Annotated in this window: 15 protein-coding genes and 1 pseudogene; 9 read left to right on the top strand and 7 right to left on the bottom strand. The window is 49.7% G+C overall.

Annotation, left to right across the window (positions count from 1 at the left end; genetic code table 11):
* Positions 1-74 precede the first annotated feature (74 nt).
* From AAHB90_RS20250 to AAHB90_RS32830, 3 genes and pseudogenes are all read left to right on the top strand, one after another.
* Positions 75-1856, top strand: coding sequence for an ABC transporter ATP-binding protein (locus tag AAHB90_RS20250; RefSeq protein WP_342087016.1), 1782 nt, complete (start codon positions 75-77; stop codon positions 1854-1856).
* A gap of 73 nt (positions 1857-1929) precedes the next feature.
* Positions 1930-2133, top strand: a complete 204-nt coding sequence (locus tag AAHB90_RS20245; protein ID WP_342087015.1) for a hypothetical protein — start codon at positions 1930-1932, stop codon at positions 2131-2133.
* Positions 2130-2468 (top strand): annotated as a pseudogene (locus tag AAHB90_RS32830) (type II toxin-antitoxin system VapC family toxin); the annotation flags it as partial. The gene AAHB90_RS20245 and the pseudogene AAHB90_RS32830, both read left to right, overlap by 4 nt.
* 66 nt (positions 2469-2534) lie before the next feature.
* Here AAHB90_RS32830 and AAHB90_RS20240 read toward each other — a convergent pair.
* Complete coding sequence (locus AAHB90_RS20240; RefSeq protein ID WP_342087014.1) at positions 2535-3296, bottom strand: XRE family transcriptional regulator; 762 nt, start codon at positions 3294-3296, stop codon at positions 2535-2537.
* A gap of 140 nt (positions 3297-3436) precedes the next feature.
* On the opposite strand from AAHB90_RS20240, the gene dinB reads away from it, so the two are divergent.
* The gene (gene dinB / locus AAHB90_RS20235) at positions 3437-4666 is read left to right on the top strand and encodes a DNA polymerase IV (RefSeq protein WP_342087013.1); all 1230 of its coding nucleotides are present in this window, start codon (positions 3437-3439) and stop codon (positions 4664-4666) included.
* Positions 4667-4672: 6 nt separating this feature from the next.
* Here dinB and AAHB90_RS20230 read toward each other — a convergent pair whose 3' ends face one another.
* On the bottom strand, positions 4673-4972 hold the full coding sequence (locus AAHB90_RS20230) for a HigA family addiction module antitoxin (protein ID WP_342087012.1): 300 nt from the start codon (positions 4970-4972) through the stop codon (positions 4673-4675).
* 5 nt (positions 4973-4977) lie between these two features.
* A complete protein-coding gene (locus tag AAHB90_RS20225; protein ID WP_342087011.1) occupies positions 4978-5259 on the bottom strand; it encodes a type II toxin-antitoxin system RelE/ParE family toxin in 282 nt (93 codons plus the stop codon).
* A gap of 57 nt (positions 5260-5316) precedes the next feature.
* On the opposite strand from AAHB90_RS20225, the gene AAHB90_RS20220 reads away from it, so the two are divergent.
* The 4 genes from AAHB90_RS20220 to AAHB90_RS20205 all read left to right on the top strand — a co-directional run bounded on the left by AAHB90_RS20220 (position 5317) and on the right by AAHB90_RS20205 (position 12545).
* Positions 5317-8286, top strand: coding sequence for a DNA polymerase III subunit alpha (locus AAHB90_RS20220; protein ID WP_342087010.1), 2970 nt, complete (start codon positions 5317-5319; stop codon positions 8284-8286).
* Between the two features lie 103 nt (positions 8287-8389).
* On the top strand, positions 8390-8872 hold the full coding sequence (locus AAHB90_RS20215; protein WP_342087009.1) for a hypothetical protein: 483 nt from the start codon (positions 8390-8392) through the stop codon (positions 8870-8872).
* Between the two features lie 80 nt (positions 8873-8952).
* On the top strand, positions 8953-9576 hold the full coding sequence (locus AAHB90_RS20210) for a GyrI-like domain-containing protein (RefSeq protein ID WP_342087008.1): 624 nt from the start codon (positions 8953-8955) through the stop codon (positions 9574-9576).
* 158 nt (positions 9577-9734) lie between these two features.
* A complete protein-coding gene (locus AAHB90_RS20205; RefSeq protein WP_342087007.1) occupies positions 9735-12545 on the top strand; it encodes a M16 family metallopeptidase in 2811 nt (936 codons plus the stop codon).
* Between the two features lie 638 nt (positions 12546-13183).
* Here the strand turns inward: AAHB90_RS20205 and AAHB90_RS20200 are convergent.
* From AAHB90_RS20200 to AAHB90_RS20185, 4 genes are all read right to left on the bottom strand, one after another.
* On the bottom strand, positions 13184-13498 hold the full coding sequence (locus AAHB90_RS20200) for a transposase (RefSeq protein WP_342087099.1): 315 nt from the start codon (positions 13496-13498) through the stop codon (positions 13184-13186).
* A gap of 302 nt (positions 13499-13800) precedes the next feature.
* Complete coding sequence (locus AAHB90_RS20195) at positions 13801-14034, bottom strand: DUF3820 family protein (RefSeq protein WP_342087006.1); 234 nt, start codon at positions 14032-14034, stop codon at positions 13801-13803.
* 11 nt (positions 14035-14045) lie between these two features.
* On the bottom strand, positions 14046-15515 hold the full coding sequence (locus AAHB90_RS20190) for a nicotinate phosphoribosyltransferase (RefSeq protein ID WP_342087005.1): 1470 nt from the start codon (positions 15513-15515) through the stop codon (positions 14046-14048).
* A gap of 211 nt (positions 15516-15726) precedes the next feature.
* Entirely contained in the window at positions 15727-17211 is a 1485-nt protein-coding gene (locus AAHB90_RS20185; RefSeq protein WP_342087004.1) for a glycine--tRNA ligase, read from the bottom strand.
* A 275-nt stretch (positions 17212-17486) separates the two neighbouring features.
* Here AAHB90_RS20185 and AAHB90_RS20180 point away from each other — a divergent pair, with 275 nt between their 5' ends.
* Complete coding sequence (locus tag AAHB90_RS20180; protein ID WP_342087003.1) at positions 17487-19883, top strand: ABC transporter permease; 2397 nt, start codon at positions 17487-17489, stop codon at positions 19881-19883.
* Positions 19884-19896 lie beyond the last annotated feature (13 nt).

The following is a 19896-nucleotide window of genomic DNA, read 5'->3' as shown; positions in this document are numbered from 1 at the left end:
TAATTTTGCAACGTTTTGGTAAAATAGGATGTTGCTCAGAAAGCGTCCTGCGCCATCGACAAAAATCTGAACAGGTGAAAGCACTAAAATCCCTAAACAAATATTTGTGGAAATATAAATGGTACCTCATTCTGGGTATCATTTTTACGATCATATCCAATCTTTTCGGCATTATCCCTGCCCAACTGGTGCGTTACGCGCTCGACCTGGTGATCGAAACACTCGACATTTACTACCTCTTCAATGGCGTATCGCTTCAAAGCGAGATGTATGACATTTTCGCGTTCAGCATCCTGCTCTACGGCTTTTTGATCCTGCTGATGGCGTTGCTAAAAGGAATATTCCTTTTTCTGGTACGGCAAACGATCATCGTCATGTCCCGCCACATCGAATTCGAACTCAAAAACGACATCTACCAGCATTACCAGACGCTTCCAGCCGCATTCTTCCGCCGTCACAGCACAGGCGACCTCATGGCGCGGATCTCGGAAGACGTGAGCAACGTCCGCATTTACGTCGGCCCGGCGCTCATGTACGGCATTAACCTGATCGTGCTGTTCTTCCTCGTCATATCCTATATGATCTCGGTAAGCCCCAAGCTGACCCTCTATGTGTTACTGCCACTGCCTGTTCTTTCGATAAGCGTTTACGTGGTCAACAGCATGATAATGAAACGTTCGCAGGAAATTCAGAAGCAGCTTTCGGCACTTTCAACCTACGTACAGGAAGCATTTTCGGGCATACGCGTGATCAAATCCTTTGTCCAGGAGGGCCGTTCTTTTACCAATTTCCAAAAGGAGGCGGAAGTATTCAAAAACAAGTCGCTGGGCCTTACAAAAGTCGATGCGTTCTTCTATCCTATCATTCTCCTTTTGATCGGCCTGAGCAACATCCTGGTCATTTTTATCGGCGGTCAGGAAATCATCAACGGCCGCCTCACGCCGGGTAATATCACCGAATTTATATTGTACGTCAATATCCTTACCTGGCCGGTAATGGCATTGGGATGGACAACCAGCCAGATCCAGCGCGCCGCGTCGTCTCAACTCCGCATCAACGAGTTTTTGAATGAAAAAACGACGCTCGTTTCTGAGAAAAACATCAGCAGGCCGCTGAACGGAAAAGTTACTTTTCGTCACGTGGGCTTTGTTTACCCCGATTCGGGCATTAAAGCATTACATGATTTCGATTTGACGATAGACGCAGGCGAAAGCGTAGCGATCCTCGGCACGACCGGTTCCGGAAAAAGCACGCTGGCGCATTTGCTATGCCGGCTTTACGATCCCACCGAAGGCCAGATTCTCATCGACGACATTCCGATGAAGGACTACGATGTCCATGGTTACCGTCGCCAGATCGGCTACGTGCCGCAAGATGTGTTCCTGTTCTCGGACAGCATTCAGAACAACGTGCGGTTCGGCACCGAGGACATGCCTTTTGAACGGATCGAGCAGGCTGTGAAAGACGCAGATCTCTACAACAACATCAAAGACTTCCCGCAGGGGTACGAAACCATGCTCGGCGAACGAGGCATTACCCTCTCAGGCGGCCAAAAGCAACGGCTGTCAATCGCACGCGCCATCGCCCGCGACCCCAAAATCCTTGTCCTCGACGACTGTCTTTCAGCTGTCGACACCAATACCGAAAACATTATTCTCAACAACATGAAGCGGATTATGGACCAACGTACCTCCGTGATCATTTCCCACCGCGTCTCCTCCGCCAAACTCGCCGACAAAATTGTGGTACTGGACGACGGTCACATTGTTGAGCAAGGAACCCACACGGAGCTTATGGCGCTAAATGGGGCTTATAAGGAGCTATATGAGAAGCAATTGATTTCAGAAGAGGTGTAGAAGCGACGTCCTTTTGGATTGCAATATTGATTGATTAACTTTGAATAATCATAAAAAGCTAATCTATCACGCTATGCAACACACCATCAAAATCGATATCCTCAACGAAAAGGCGCTCGATCTTTTAAAGAACCTTGAAAATCTAAACCTGATTCGTCTGCACGAAAGCACCCTGCAAATTAAGGACACAAGCGCCATACGTTTCCTGAAAGGCAAAATGACCAAGCAACCGATCGAAGAAGTTGAACGTCAATTAAAGGAATTGCGCGGCAAATGAATCAGGCCTATCTCTGGGACACAAATATCGCCATTTACTATGTTCAACAACATCTTCCGCCTTACGCGGAAAAGGTGGTAGATGAGCTTGCCCAAAACGCGCGAATATGTTTTTCAGTAATCACCGAAATAGAGCTTTTTAGTTGGAAAACAGCCACCCAATTTGACCTTGATTTGGTCAATTTATTTGTAGACTTATCACTCTCATTTGAACTCCAAAAGGATATTAGGAAAAAAGCAGCCGAACTGCGGAGACGACACAATTTGGAACTACCCGATGCTATTATTGCCGCCACAGCAATCGTCCACGAGATCACGTTAGTTACAAGCAATACATCGGATTTTGCCGGAATCGAAAACCTGCTCCTGCTCAATCCGTTCGATCCCAATAATTCGGCAACCCTATTTCACCAGTTTCTTCATTTCCTGCCGCAACTCCCGCATTTCCTGATGCAGGCTTTGCAAACTCACTTCCGTTTTGTCCGCTTCCAGATCGAAGGACAGCTTACTGTTGACCTGCCATATTTCGCGGATCTCGTTGCGGTCGACGCGTATGGGAGCATAGTCGGGGTTAAGGGATATCAGGTTTACAAAAGGAGAATCCTTTTCTTTCCTGATCTTCTTGACCAGCACACTATCAACAGTTACTATCACATACATGTTCTTATCATTCAGCCCATCCCAGTCATCCACCGCACGGGCCCAAATCCACTCTCCGGACTGTATAGCGGGCGTCATGCTGTCGCCCTCCACCTGAAAACCGCGGAATGTCGCATTACGGTATTCGGGCAGCGGGATCGTGAAGGCGGGCAAGGCTTCAAACCATTGCGCGTCGCCGATATTATTGGGATACCCTGCCGCCGCTTTGGCACTGACGAGCACAATGTTATCCTTTCCGGCCTGATCGACCGTCACAACTTTCGGATTGACGAATACCTTGTCTGCGTGGAGGTATTTCTGGGAACTGTCCCCAAACAGCCAGAGCGGGTTGATGTGGTATTTTTTGAGCAGCTCCTTCACCACCTGCCCGGGTATGCGCGTACGCCCCCGCTCTATGTCGGCTGTGGTTGCACTGATCCCCAGTTCTTCGGCAAATGCCGCCTGGGTCAGGTTGAGCTCTTCCCTGATCTGCTTGAAACGTCTGAATTCTTCATCAATCGCCATAGGGTATGTGTGATGACTAACGGTTAACAATGTCTTGACTCTCCAAACTTACAAAAATTTTGGAATAATTCCTTTCAATAAATGGATATGATCCATATATTTGGAATAAATCCATTAATTTGTAAAAAATCCAAACATCAGTGGATCGTGCGATACTACATTTTGACCTGGATACCTTTTTCGTATCCGTAGAACGCAAGCAGGACAGCCGGCTTGAAAACAGACCCATACTCGTCGGCGGCACCGGCGATCGTGGTGTAGTAGCGGCTTGTAGTTACGAAACGAGGCAGTTCGGCGTGCATTCCGGCATGCCGATGAAAATGGCGCGTATGCTCTGTCCGGAGGCTACCGTCATTCGTGGCAACGGCGAAACGTATTCCAAACATTCGAAGGAAGTGAGTGAGATAATAAGCCAGAATGTACCTGTATTCGAGAAGGCAAGTATCGACGAGTTTTATGCGGACCTATCGGGGATGGACAAATATTTCAATTGCTATGGAATGGCAAGCGAATTGCGGCAACGCATTATCCGAGAAACCGGTCTGCCGATTTCCTTTGGACTGTCAACTAACAAACTTGTTTCCAAGGTGGCAACAGGGGAAGCAAAGCCTAATAACCAACTTCGGGTGGAACCCGGTACGGAAAAAGTCTTTCTAGCGCCAATGGAGGTGCAGAAAATCCCGATGGTAGGCGAAAAAATGAATCAGACACTTAATAACCTGGGAATCCGATATGTGAAAACGATTCAGGAAATGCCTATGGAAATAATGGGGCAGGTTTTGGGCAAAAACGGCGTTGCCCTCTGGAACCGGGCAAATGGGTTGGACAACTCTCCGATCATTCCTTTTCACGAGCGCAAATCGATTTCCAGCGAGCGGACGTTCGGGAAGGACACGGGCGATGTCCGGAAAATGCGTGAGATGGTGAGGGCAATGGCCGAAACACTGGCCTTCCAGTTGCGGACGGGCGAAAAACTGACTTCCTGCGTTTCGGTAAAAATCCGCTATTCCGATTTCAATACGTTTTCCAGGCAGCTGAAAATCGCCTACACTTCGGCGGATCATGTACTGATCCCCCATGTAGAACGGCTCTTCGACCAGCTTTACAACCGGCGCACGATGGTGAGATTGGTAGGGGTCAGTTTCAGCGACCTGGTGACAGGAAACTATCAGATCAATCTTTTCGACGACACCGAAGAACGGCTGAACCTGTACCAGGCCATGGATTATATTAAAACCAAATACGCCTATAACAAGGACGGCGACCAGATCCTGACCTGGGCCAGTACCATGGGAATCTCCGACATTGGCGCCATGGGAAACCCGTTCAACGGCGAACCGCCCATTGTTCCGGCACATAGGAATGCTTAGCGCAGGTCAGGCCGCCTTGGGCTGCAAAGTCTTTATATTATTTAATTCAACAGAAATCAGATGCTGCTCTTCTTCCAGATCGTAATCGTCCTGCAATCCAAGCCAAAACTTGGGTGTGGTTCCAAAATATTTACTGAAACGAAGCGCAGTGTCGGCAGTGATACGTCTCCGCCCTTTGATGATCTCGCTGATGCGCGTCTGCGGAATGCCCGTATCCTTTGCCAGCCGGTAAGCAGAAATACCCATCGGTTCGAGGAATTCTTCGAGCAGTATTTCGCCGGGATGAATGTTGTTTAATGTGTCCATCGGAATCAGTGATAATCGATAATTTTTACTTCGGAAGCGTTCCCATCAAGCCACTTAAATACAATCCGCCATTGATCATTAATCCGTATGCTGTAAAAATCTTTCAGGTTCCCAGCTAATTTCTCCAAACGGTTGGAAGGAGGAATGCGAAGATCTGCCAGGTTTTGTGAGTTATGGAGCATTCTCAACTTCCTTCTACCTATCTGCTGAATTTCCAGCGGCAACTTCGCAACCCTTTCACCAAGCCATATTTTTTCGGTGTCCTTGGACGAGAAATCGAGAATCATATCGGGTTGCGTTAGTAACGCCAAAGGTAAGCATTCAGTTCAGTTTTTCAAATACTCATGCTACTCAACTGTCACTCTTATTTTAGCCTTCGCTTCGGGACTATTCCTGAGGATGAACTCCTTACACTTTGCAGGGAACACGGGTACGACTGTGTCGCGCTGACGGACATTAATAACACGTCGGGGTGCCTGAATTTTATCCGCATGGCGCCCGGGTTCGATATTAAACCGATTGTCGGGATTGATTTCCGCAATGGCGTGACGCAGCAGTTTGTGGCATTGGCGAAGAACAACATTGGTTTTCAAACATTGAATGCTTACCTGTCGGCGCAAAAGCTAACAAACGCCCCGTTTCCCGACCACGCGCCTGAAATGGAGCACGTAGCAATTATATATCCATTTGAAAAACTCAACAAAGAACGCCGCGAACAATTCCGGCCGAATGAGTACATCGGCATTTCTATGCAGGACCTTGACAAACTGCATTACTCGCCGCTACACCGGTTCAGGGACAGGCTCGTAATCCAGCAGCCCGTCACATTCCGGAACAAGAAGGAATTCAATGCGCACCGGTTGTTACGGGCTATCGACGGCAATACCCTGCTGAGCAAGCTGTCGGTTTCTGAAACGGCTAAAGAAAATGAGCAGATCGTGCAGGCGAAAGTGTTGGAATATCATTTCAAACAAAAGGATTTCCGCGCGATCCTCGACAATACCCGCAAGCTGATGAACGAATGCAATATCCATTTCAGCTTCGGCAATGAACGTGAACATCAAAACCTGAAACTATTCGGTAAAAGCGAAGAAGAAGATTTCAAACGGCTGAGATCAATGAGCTACCAGGCGCTTGGCTACCGGTACGGCGACAACATTACCGATGAAATTTTCGACCGGATAGCGAAGGAGCTGGAAATGATCCGGAAGCAGAATTTCGTGCCTTTTTTTCTCGTTAACCAGGACATTGTGAACTATGCCCGCCGGAAGGGTTATTACTATGTCGGCCGTGGTAGCGGGGCGAACAGCATCATCGCCTATCTGCTCAACATCACCAACGTCGACCCGATCGAGCTGGATCTGTATTTCGAGCGGTTTATTAATCTTCACCGTAAAAACCCACCCGATTTCGACATCGATTTCTCCTGGCGGGACCGCGAGGACGTGACCCGCTATATTTTTGATACTTACGGCAAAAACGGCCAGGCTGCATTGCTGGCAACGTACAGCACGTTCCAACACAGCTCGGCCGTGCGCGAGCTCGGAAAAGTTTTCGGTTTACCAGCCTATGAAATCGATGCACTGAGCAATGGAAAGTACGATCCGAAAAAGCTCGACCAGCTGTCGGCACTCGTGATTAAGTACGCCGATTATTTGCAAACCAATAACCAGCCGAACCATTTGAGCATCCACGCAGGCGGAATCCTGATTTCGGAACGGCCCATGCATTATTTTACTGCCACCGACGTCCCGCCGAAAGGCTTTCCCACGACCCAGTTCGACATGGTGATTGCCGAAGATGTAGGCTTGAACAAATATGATATCCTGGGCCAGCGCGGGCTTGCGAAGATCAAGGAAACCCTTGAAATCATTCGTTACAACCGCCCGGAGGCAACGGATTTTGATATTAACGATGTCAGGAAATTCAAAACCGACCCGAAAATCAACGACCTGATCAGGCAGGCACAATGCATTGGATGCTTTTACGTGGAGTCTCCGGCGATGCGGATGCTGTTGAAAAAACTGGAAGTAGACAACTACCTCGGGCTCGTGGCAGCCAGCTCCATTATCCGGCCGGGCGTGGCCAAGAGCGGCATGATGCGTGAGTATATCCTGCGCCACCGCCATCCCGAAAAACGGAACGAAGCGCACCCGCGCCTTTTGGAACTAATGGAAGAGACTTACGGCATTATGGTGTACCAGGAAGACGTAATCAAGGTTGCGCACTATTTTGCCGGGCTTACATTGGGCGAGGCCGATGTGATCCGCCGCGGCATGAGCGGGAAATTCCGGGGACGTGAAGAGTTTGAGCGCGTTAAAAAGAAGTATTTCAAAAACTGCCGGAGCAAGGGCTATGACGAGGAAATGACAATGGAAATCTGGAACCAGATCGCCAGTTTCGCCGGATTCGCTTTTGCAAAAGGGCATTCCGCGTCCTATGCCGTCGAAAGCTATCAGACATTGTTTCTGAAAGCCTACTTTCCACTGGAATTTATGGTGGCCGTCCTCAATAATGGCGGCGGCTTTTACGCGCCCGAGCTCTACATCCACGAGGCGCGCATGCTCGGGGCGCTCGTACATGCGCCGTGTGTGAACCACAGCGAAGCCCAGGCAACCATCGAAGGGCAAGAGATTTACCTCGGAATGCAGTTTCTGAATGCGTTGGAAGAGAAAACCATCGACAAGATCCTCAGCGCCCGCAGGCAGGACGGGCCATTTACGTCGCTCAACGATTTCCTTGACCGTGTACCCATCTCCATTGAACAGCTCACCATCCTGATCCGGATCGATGCATTCAGGTTCACAGGCATTGGGAAGAAAACACTGCTCTGGAAAGCGCATTTCAGGCTGAGTACCACGCCGGTCAAAGTACCTCAAAAGCAACTGTTTCATACCGAAATCAAAGATTTTGAACTCCCAGAATTCCATTCGTCCATTCTCGACGATGCCTACGATCAGATCGAATTGCTTGGCTTTCCGCTTTGCAGCCCATTCAATCTGTTGAAAAACCCATTACCCAAAAGCGTGATGGCGCGCGATCTTCAAAATTATGTGAATCAGGAAGTGGTCCAGTATGGATATCTGGTTGCGCTCAAAAACACCCGGACGGCACGTGGCGAATCGATGCAATTCGGTACGTTCCTGGATTATGAAGGTCAATTTATCGACACCGTCCATTTCCCCACGGCCGCCGCCAAAGTGAATGCGTCGGTCAAAGGTGTTTACAAAATACGCGGTATCGTGACTGAAGAATTCGGGTTTGTGACCGTCGAAGTGACGGAAATTACACGGATGGAGTCGGCCGCGCGTTGATGCTACGAGCGCTGTACGCCTTAACGATTTTTGAAATCAGCTGGATGAAAAAGCCAAAACTGTTAACTTCCGCCTGTTTTCAAACCATTCATCGCGAACTACTATGACAGCACCAAGCCTTCTTATATCCCTGACCGCAACGTTGATCTGCGCATGTTCGGGCAAAACCGGCTCAGAAGACAATGCTATCGACAGCACAATTTCTATTGAACAAACCACCCAAGTGCCTGCGACGAACAACTGCTTCGCACACCAGACCCAAAAGGATTCGGCGTTTCTAAACCTCGAAATCGCCGACAGCACCGTTTCCGGCAAACTATCCTACGCCTTTTTCGAAAAAGACCGGAATGACGGTACCATTACCGGAACGATAGCAGCTGACAGAATTTTTGCGCACTACACATTCACCTCCGAGGGAACACAATCGGCCAGGGAAGTGGTTTTTCGCAAAAAAGGCGAAGGCTGGGTCGAGGGGTTTGGAGAGATGAAAGATTCCGCCGGGGTCATGATTTTCAAGGATCGGTCGAAGCTGGATTTCGAAAAAGGTTTGTATTTCGAACCGGTTAAATGTCCTGCGAAACCATAAATTTTTCCAGGGTTCTTGCCATACTGTTGTCAAAATGCGGCTATTATTTGCACCATTATCAAACAAAGACTAACAGAGCCATGGACAAACTCGATCTTGTCAAACATTTCAAAAGTTACTACACGGCAAAAGCCAAACCCGAAATCCTAAACATCGAAAAGGCGCAATATCTGTCCATTACGGGTAAAGGAGATCCGTCAGGTGAGAATTTTGCCAAAAAAATCCAGGCGATTTACCCGGTAGCATACGCATTGAAATTTGCATTCAAAGCAAAAGGCAGGGATTTTGTCGTGTCCAAACTGGAAGGCTTATGGTGGTATGATGAACAGCGCTTCGCCGGCATTTCGATCGCCGACTCGCCCAAGGCTATCCCCCGCAGCGAATGGGAATACCGGCTATTGATCCGCATTCCTGATTATGTGCAAGAAAAAGACGTGCAAACGGCCGTAGCGGCCTGTTTTGCTTCAAAAGGCCAGGAGGCGATCCGGGAGGTCTCCTATTTTGAAATCGAAGAAGGTAAAGTGGTGCAAATACTGCATACCGGACCATTCGATCGTGAACCCGAAACGCTGGCAAAACTGAATGATTTCATGACCGCCAATGCGCTTGGCCGAAACGGGCTGCATCACGAAATTTACTTGTCCGACTTCCGCAAGACGCCACCGGAAAAGCTTAAAACCATTCTACGGGAGCCTGTTAAATAACACATTAGGTACACTTTTTCAGAAAAATGAACTGCCGGTGTTGCGTTTACGATACCGGCGTTCTTTTTATAAAACATTTCCAGCACACCCTTTGCAATCGCGATCTTTAACAATATATTTCGCCCCTCCTGAATTTCATCAAAATTAAAATTAGAAAAATGAAAAAGGCGTTCATAGCATTATGCTTGGCCGGATGGGGTGTAATTTCTGTCGCGACAGTGTCGGCGCAGAACCTGAGCACTCAAAAAATCCCTCTCGATCCCAGTGTAAAGACCGGAAAACTGAAAAACGGAATTACCTACTACATTAAAAAGAACACTGAGCCCAAAAACCGGGCGGAGCTGCGGCTGGCTGTCAAGGCGGGTTCGGTACTGGAAACGGATGCCCAACAAGGCCTCGCGCACTTTATGGAGCATATGAATTTTAATGGTACCAAACATTTTCCCAAAAATGAGCTGGTCAATTTCCTGCAAAAAACAGGCGTGCGTTTCGGTGCCGATTTGAATGCATATACCGGTTTTGACGAAACCGTTTACATGCTGCCTATCCCAACCGATTCCGCCGGATTGCTCGAAAAGGGCATTCAGGTACTTGAAGACTGGGCAAATGGTGCATTACTCGACCCTTCCGAAATCGAAAAAGAACGGGGCGTGGTACTGGAAGAATCCCGCATGGGCCGGGGAGCACAGCAACGCATGCGCGACAAATTCCTGAAAGTGATCCTCAACAATTCACGCTACGCGGAGCGGCTACCGATCGGCAAGGACAGCATTCTCAAAAGCTTCAAACCCGAAACCATCAAGGCATTTTACCAGGATTGGTACCGCCCCGACCTAATGGCTGTGATTGCCGTGGGCGATTTTGATGTAGCGAAAGTGGAGGCACTGATTACGCAGAAATTCGGCTCCATTAAGCCGCCTGTCAATCCTAAAAAACGCACGCGCTACGATATTCCGCTCGACGGTTCTACCAAAGTGGCCATAGTGACCGACCCGGAATACCCGCAGAATCTCATTCAGTTGATTTACAAACAACCGAATACCAAAGAGAAATCCTTGCAGGACGTACGGAATAGCTTTGCGCAGGAATTGTACAATGCGATGATGGGCCAGCGGATGCAGGAACTTACCCAAAAGGCCAACCCGCCATTTCTCTACGGTGCGAGCCAGTATGGTGATTTTCTCGGAAACCTGGACTCATACACTTCCATCGCGCTCGCCAAAGACGCGGCTTCGATGAAAACCGCGCTGACAACCTTGCTCGAAGAAAATGCCAGGGTCCAAAAATTCGGTTTTACCCAACCTGAACTCGATCGGGCGAAGAAGGACTTTTACAATGCCATTGAGGAAGATTACAAGGAGCGGGACAAAACCAAGTCGGCCAGCCATGTGCAGGAATACCTGAACCATTTCCTTCACGAAAAGGCATTTATGGGAGCGGAAGCTTATTTCGAGTTTGCCAAAAAGCACCTAGATGGAGTGACGCTGGCGGAGATCAACGGCCTGGCAAAAAAATACATTACCGATAAAAACAGGGCTGTGGTGATCATGGGGCCTGAAAAGAGTAAGGAGACACTTCCTACCGAAGCGGATATCCGTTCGCTGCTGAACGAAGCCGGGAAAGACGTGACCGCCTATGTGGACGACGTTGTGGACGCGCCATTGCTGAAAGCCGAGCCCACTCCGGGAAAGGTTACGGCTGAAAAGACGTTGGAAAAACTGGGCGTCACCGAGCTCACATTGTCGAACGGAGTGAAAGTATTGCTGAAACCAACCGACTTCAAAAACGACGAAATTCTGATTAAGGCTACTGCCAAAGGCGGTTATTCGCTTTTCCCAGACGAACGCGAAACGGGGATTTTCACGAGCTACCTCGTTCAATCGGGCGGTGTAGGGCCTTATAACCAGACGCAGCTGCAAAAATTCCTCGCCGGCAAGACCGCCAGCGCGGGCCCGTACGTAAGCGAGCTGACAGAGGGCATCGGCGGTAATACCAATCCCAAAGATTTGGAAACGACATTACAGCTCATCTACGCTTATTTCACGGAGCCGCGCAAAGATGCTGATGTGGTAACCGGCATATTGGCGAATCAAAAGGCATATCTGGAAAATATGCAAAAAACACTGACCCCGGAGAAAGTCTATTCCGACTCGTTGAATGCCGTATTGACCAGCCACAACCCGAAACGGCAGCCGCTGAAACCGGAAAGTATCGACAAAGTGAATCTCGACCGGGCATTTGAAATTTACAAAAACCGCTTCGCCGATGCCTCGGATTTTGTATTCACCATTGTGGGTGCTTTTAAACCGGAGGCCATCAAACCGCTAATCGAAAAGTACCTGGGCAGCCTGCCATCGAGCGATCGCGACGATACCTTCAAGCATCCCGGCATTTTCCCGCCGAAAGGGCGCATCGAAAAGGTGATTTACAAAGGTTTGGAGCCTAAAAGCAGGGTAACATTGGTATCCAGCGGCGAGTATGACTACAATCCGGAGAACAATATCCAGATCGAAGCATTACAGGAGATTTTACAAATCAAACTGATCGAGTCACTGCGGGAGGAAGAAAGCGGGGTTTACGGTGTGAGCGTTTCGGAGGGTACTGACAAGTTTCCTAGCGGCCATTATCGCTTTTCAATCGGCTTTGGTTGTGCGCCCGAGAATGTGGACAAACTGGTGAAAAGGGCCCAGGAGGAGATCGGCAAGATCAAAACGAACGGTGCAGATCAGAAGGATATCGAGAAATTCGTTGCAGAAACACAGCGAAAAACAGAGACAGCACTAAAAACCAACGGCTTCTGGCTCGACTACCTGGACGACAATACGTTCCTCGGCGATGATCTGAATGAGGTTTTCGAACAAGACAGGTTACTTAAATCGGTAACCGTCGCCAGTACCAAAGCTGCCGCGCAAAAGTACTTCAACGATGATAATTTTATCAAAGTGGTACTGATGCCGGAGAAGAAGTGACCCTGCGTCGGACTTTGGCTAAAGCCAATCGTCTGTCATACTATGGAACCCAGGGCTGAAGCCCTGGGTTCACCGAGATGTCCGAGACACGCTCGGATATCTCTACCCACCTCCCAGGCCTGCTGTACCGGGGCTGAAGCCCCGCGATACGCTCCCGACCACGTGCCAGGCTGTGCGCAGCGCAGCATATCCCAGCCCCCGACATGCATACCAAGCATCACACTAGACCCGGGACACACCGAGCCATCACCACACCCCAAGGCTTCAGCCTTGGGACACACCCCATCGCGCAGGATATAGTATACAATCCCTGACATCCACGCCAAGCATCACACTAGACCCGGGACACCCCGCGCCATCACCACAACCCAAGGCTTCAGCCTTGGGACACACCCCATCGCGCAGGATATAGCATACCAATCCCTGACATCCACACCAAGCACCACGCAAGGCCCGGGACACACCGCGCCATCACCACAACCCAAGGCTTCAGCCTTGGGATACACCCATCGCGCAGGATATAGCATACCAACCCCTGACATCCACACCAAGCGCCACACTAGGCCCGGGACACACCGAGCCATCACCACAACCCAAGGCTTCAGCCTTGGGACACAGCGCCCCCATCGCAACCGGCTTTAGCCAAAGTCCCCACCATCATATCCGATACCCCGTGCAAAGGCCCCAAACTCCTCCAAAAAGCTCCGCTTTTCATGATGTGCCTGCTGATTATCGATATACCTTCTCACAAACGGAAGCCTGCTTTCGCTGACGGATGCGGCAAAATATTTATCAGCCCATTCGAAATTGCCGCCCACCAATTTCATCTTGTTAGCCCAAAAGGCACTTTCACCTTTTAGAAGCTGCATTTGCTTGGATATGCCATACTCACTCTTCAGCAGCATCAGCACATGGATATGATCGTGATGACCATTGATCCGGTCAACATGTATTTCTTAGTTTTTGGCATTTTCGCGGATATGCCGACAAAGTTGCGCCAGGATTGGCGGTTGTAAAACGGGCCGTCTGCGTTTGGTCCCCCAGACAGCATGTATCCAAATCTTTACGTAAGACATTGACGTACGGGATGAATAGTGAATCAATACTTAATATCCCTTTATACGTAAGCATCTGAAAAGGTCACACTTTGTAGAATACCAGCGGAGTTCATTTTCGTCAAGCGGGAGAACCTGTATACGCGCGCACCCGGAGCATAGGCCCGGGTGCGCGCGTCGTGCCTGTACCAAAAACGATGTTATGCCACCTTTCGCAGTCCCTGGATCAGAAATTCCAACCCATTCATCTTGATTTCCAGCATGGTACCCAGTAACATACCCAGCTTACCCGACGGGAAACCTTCGCGATAGAACCATTCGAGGTAAGAAACCGGAAGGTCGGCGATCACTTGGTCCTTGTACTTACCAAATGGCATTTTGTAACTGATCAGATCTTTGAGGATCTCACTGTTCGGATGTGTTAACTCTTGCATACTAAGTTATTTCACGCCTCATTGCCGGCGCGAAGTTTAAAAATCAGGTTGGTTTTTAATTCAAATAAATCCTTTTCAAGTCCCACCGGATAGGTATGCGGGTTTACAAATCGTTTAATTCCCTTATAAAAATGTGCCAGCTGCTCCTGCAACCGCTTCCGAGTGTCATGAACGGACGGTAGTTTGTAGATCAGCCTGCCTTGCGCGAAAACCGGGACGAGCAAATCCTCATAATGCACTGACTCCGCGAAAGACCTATTTTTCGTGAAGTCATAAGGGTCCACCATCGTGGCCTTCCCGATCAGCGGCGTTTCGATATTAAATATCATATCCGAAACAAACCCGCCGGCATCCCTGAACCGCCTGACCTGCTGAATACCTGGGGTAGACACCTTAATCGCCTGCTCCGACAGTTTCAGTTTGTAATCCCATTCGCCGGAATCCGCACGGATGGCCGCGAGTTTGAAAACGCCGCCTAATGCTGGCTGGTCATAAGCCGTGACGAGTTTTGTGCCGATCCCCCACACATTAATTTTCGCTCCCTGGATTTTCAAGCTGTCTATAATGTACTCGTCGAGGTCGTTGCTGGCTACAATGCTCGTTTTTTCGAAACCCGCTTCGTCCAGGATTTTCCTCGCTTCGATGCTTAGGTAGGCAAGGTCTCCCGAGTCGAGGCGAATGCCAGCTAGGTCGTGACCATGGGCGCGCAGTTGCTTTCCCACCTCCACGGCGTGCCGTACGCCATTCAGCGAATCGTAAGTATCCACGAGCAGCGTGACGTTGTTCGGCATATGTTGCGCATAGGTTTCAAAAGCTTCCAATTCGCTGTCGAAAGACATTACCCAACTGTGCGCGTGCGTGCCTTTCACGGGAATATCATACAATTTTCCAGCAAGCACATTGGACGTAGCATCGAATCCGCCGATGTAAGCCGCCCGGCTTGCCGTTACGCCCCCGTCGGGCCCCTGTGCGCGGCGCAGTCCAAATTCGAGCAATGCGTCGTCCTTCGCGATCAGGCGCATTCGTGCAGCTTTGGTAGCCACGAGCGAGTGGAAATTGATCAGGTTCAAGAGCGGCGTTTCCAGGAGTTGGCATTGCAATATCGGTCCCTGAATACGAAGCAGCGGCTCGTTTGGAAATACCACCGTTCCCTCCGGAATGGCGTCGATGCTGCATTGAAACTCCATTTTGCGGAGGTATTCAAGAAAACCTTCATCAAATAACCTATTGCCGTCGCTGCCCGTGAGGGAGCCGATGTAGGCCAGGTCGTCGTCGTTAAAACGGTACTCCTGCAAGTATTCGATCACGCTGCTGAGCCCGCACGTGACTGTAAATCCGCCTTGAAAAGGGTGTTTTCTGAAATAAAGGTTAAAGACCGCTTCCTGCTCTGCCTTGCCCGATTTCCAGTAGCCGTAGGCCATGGTGAGCTGGTACAGATCGGTAAGCAGGCTCATCGAAGTATCGTATAGCTGATTGATCATTTCACTTCGGATTGGTGTTCTAAAAGCCGCCTAGTTACTAAATAATCGGCATTATAGCTATCAATAGTGATTCACCAGGCCTATCATTGACCGAAAGGCAATAGTCATTTTCCTGTGGGAGAAACTACCGGACCGGCATTTGTTTCCACTTAAAAACAAAACGAGGGCTGCTTCCGGAAAAGCAACCCTCGTTGTAAGTTCGAACGATCACTTAAATGGCTTCGAGAATGCGCTCGATAGCCACTTGATAACCAATTTTTTCCTTTAATTCACTAATATGAACACGTTCCTGCTCCATCGAATCGCGGTGGCGGATGGTTACGGTGTCGTCTTCCATCGTCTGGTAATCCACTACAATACAGAACGGCGTACCGATCAGATCCTGGCGGGTGTAGCGCTTGCCAATCGCCGCATTGTCGTCGTAAACTGTGCGGAATGACGATTTCAGCGAATTGGCCAAAGCCTGCGCTTTCTCTGCCAGACCGTCCTTTTTAACCAATGGCAACACAGCCGCCTTAAAAGGCGCCAATGCCGGGTGCAGTTTCAGGAAAGTGCGTTCTTTCGCGCTGTCGCCTTCGCCCACCGATTCCACAGTATAAGCATTGCAGAATGTCGCCAGGAAAAGACGGTCGGCACCAACTGATGTCTCCACCACATAAGGAATATAGTTACCGTAAGGCTTGCCATTCTCATCCAGGTCGGCGTCGAAGTATTGTTGTTTTTTCTTCGAAAGTTCCTGGTGGTTGCGCAAATCGAAATCGGAACGGGAGTGGATACCTTCGATTTCGCGGAAACCGAACGGAAATTCGAATTCGATATCAACAGCCGCTTTCGCATAATGCGCCAGCTTTTCGTGATCGTGGTATTTCAGCTTTTCGGCAGGCAGGCCAATTGCCTTATGGAACTTCATCCGAGCCTCTTTCCACTTATCGTACCATTCCTCCTCGGTACCGGGACGCACGAAGAATTGCATTTCCATTTGTTCGAACTCACGCATACGGAAGATGAACTGCCGAGCCACGATCTCGTTACGGAATGCCTTACCGATCTGCGCAATACCGAAAGGAACCTTCATACGGCCGCTTTTCTGCACATTCAGGAAGTTCACGAAAATACCCTGCGCGGTTTCCGGGCGGAGATAGATCATATTGGCATCCTCCGCTACAGATCCCACCTGCGTGCTGAACATCAGGTTAAACTGACGCACTTCCGTCCAGTTGGCCGTGCCCGATACCGCACATTTAATACCCTCTGCAATGATCAGCTCACGAACGCCATTCAGGTCTTCGGCGCTGAGCAAACGGCCCATTTCAGCCAGCAATGCTTTCGCTTTTTCGGGCTGACCGTCCTTTTCGTATTGTTCTGCCTTACCTTCCAGCAACTGGTCGGCGCGGTAGCGCTTTTTAGAATCCTTGTTGTCGATCATCGGATCGTTGAACCCGTCGACGTGGCCCGATGCTTTCCAGGTGAGCGGGTGCATGAAAATCGCCGCATCGATACCTACGATATTGTCATGCAGCTGCGTCATAGCCTTCCACCAGGCAGCTTTCAGGTTATTTTTTAGTTCAACACCATTCTGACCATAATCATAAACGGCTTGTAGTCCATCATATATTTCGGAAGAAGGGAATACAAAACCGTATTCCTTCGCGTGCCCAACAATGTCTTGCAAAGAGGTAGCAGGTGCCTGGCTCATTCTATTTGTTTAAAAATCAATAAGAAAAAAGACTATTAAATCCATCAAAATCATGAATTTGGCAAAATTAGGGATTTTGGTGGCATTGCGCATTCATCGCCGGACGGAAATCCGGTCTTAATTTTCCAGGATTGCGCGTACGCCGTTGAACAGAAATGTCCGTTAGCGAACATCCAGACACGTTAACATGACCGTAATCGACTTAATATCAGGCAAAAACTGCATTGGCATATAAATTGTCCCTTTCATAGGCACTGACTAACAAACCTTGACTTATGCTATTCAACTACCTCAAAATATCTATCAGGAACTTCCGCAAGCAGCGGCTGTTCAGCGGACTGAATATCCTGGGACTCGGGATCGGCATTGCCGCCGTCTGGCTTATGGTGCTTTACGTAGCCGACGAGCTGAGTTACGACCGCTTCCACGCCAAAGCCGACCGTGTTTTCCGCGTTACCCAGGAGGCGGAATGGGCTACCGGCGGTTTCAAACTCGCTCCCACCTCGGCGCCATTCGCCCCCGCATTGCAGAATGACTATCCTGAAATCGAAAAGACCGTACGCATCAGCACGGAGGGCGGCGGAAAAATCCGCTTCGGGGAAAAGCAGGTTGACGCATTCGACGTTTTCTTCACGGATGCATCCGTTTTCGACGTATTCACTTACCCGTTCATTTACGGCGACCCTGCGACGGCATTGCGTGAACCACAGAAAATCGTCCTGACCAAAACCCTCGCCACCCGGATATTCGGCGACGCTTCGAAGGCAATGGGCCAAACGGTTTTTTTCTCTAATAACTACCCCAATGTCGTTACGGGTGTAATTGAAGACGTCCCCACCAATTCCCACTTGAATTTCAGTGCATTACGCTCATTACCGGCAGATTACACCGGCGGCTGGCAGAGTGGCGACCTATATACTTACGTTCTTTTAAAGGAAGGCTCCGACGCGAAGAAGCTCGAAGCCAAGTTCCCCGGCTTTTATACCAAATACCTGGCAAAACAAATGGGTAACGCGGATTACCACATGCATTTGCAACCGCTGACGTCCATTCACCTGCATTCACGCCTGGATTACGAGGTCGGTGCTAACGGCAATATCAACACGGTTTACATTTTTTCGGCCATTGCATTGCTGATCCTCATTATTGCCTGCATCAACTATATGAACCTCTACACGGCCCGCTCGCTCAAACGCGTGCGCGAAGTAGGTGTGCGCAAGGCCATTGGGTCGCAACGTTTCCAGTTGATAGGTCAGTTTTTGACTGAGTCTTTTATGATGACGATACTGGCAGGGTTTGTGGGATTTTTGCTGGCAACGGCCGCATTACCGTTTTTCAATCACCTGGCAGAAAAATCCCTGAGCCTCGATTTTCACAACAATGGCCTTGCCACCCTAGGCATTGGCGGCGCGTTCCTTATCCTGATCGGCCTGCTCAGCGGGCTGTATCCGGCACTAATGCTATCGGGTTATCGCCCGGTTATCGCATTGAAAGGGCAGCTGGGCAGTCAGGCAGGCGGCGCGGGGTTCCGGCAGTCACTGGTGGTGTTCCAGTTTGCCGCTACGGTTGTGATGATCGCCTGCTCGGGCATTGTGTACCGGCAGATCAGTTATGTCAGTCATAAAGACCTGGGTTTCAATAAAGATCAGGTACTTACTTTTCATATTGATAAAAATGAGGTAAGGAGCCAGGTGGGCGCATTGAAGGAAAAACTGGCACAAAATCCGGTCATCGAAAGCTCCGCAGCGGCCAGCAACCCGATCGGCAACAACAGCATCGGATCCACCGCACTGTTTGTCGAAACCAATGGCGGCGAAATGCCTTCGACCACCCAAATGACGCAGCGTTTCATGGCCGACGCCGATTACCTGCGCACGATGGAGATCAAGCTTCTGCAAGGCCGTGATTTTATTAAAAATTCACCTGCCGACCTCTCCGGTTCAGTACTGGTGAATGAGGCATTAGTGAAAAAACAGGGTTGGGCAAACCCCGTCGGCAAACGGCTGCGCTACCCTGCTGATGGCGAGGGCAAAGTACAAGAACTGACCGTAGTGGGTGTAACGAACGATTTTCACATCTATTCCCTGCAACATAAGATCGAGCCGCTGGTAATCCAGCTCGCCCCGCCGTCGGAGCAGGATAATGTGTATGTGCGCATCAATGCCGCCAAAACGTCCGAAGCGCTCTCCTACATTGATGAAGTTTACAAATCGTTCGACGCTGAGGCACATCCCGAATTTCAGTTTCTCGACGAAAATTTTGCCAAACAATACCAGGCAGAAAAACGCCAGGGAAATGTGTTACTGGCATTTGCGATACTCGCGGTCGTCATCGCCTGCCTCGGGCTATTCGGTCTGGCGGCATTCGCGGCCGAAGCCCGGACTAAGGAAATCGGCGTCCGGAAAGTGCTCGGCGCCAGCGTGCGGGATGTGGTACTCATGCTTTCCCGCGACTTTGTAAAATTAGTCCTCATCGCGATCGTCATAGGTACGCCCATAGCCGTCTATGCCATGAGCAAGTGGCTGCAAAACTTCGAATACCGGGAGACGCTGTCCTGGTGGGTCTTCGCCCTGGCGGGCATCGTCGCGATCGTCATAGCGCTGGTAACTGTGAGTTCGCAAGCATTGAAATCGGCATTGACGAATCCTGTGAAAGCTTTGAGAGCGGAATAAGAGGGAGGAAAGG

The sequence above is a fragment of the Dyadobacter sp. OTU695 genome, from assembly GCF_038440355.1.
Lineage (GTDB): Bacteria > Bacteroidota > Bacteroidia > Cytophagales > Spirosomataceae > Dyadobacter.
The sequence above is the reverse complement of the archived record's forward strand: the minus strand, read 5'-3'. Positions and strand labels throughout refer to the sequence as shown.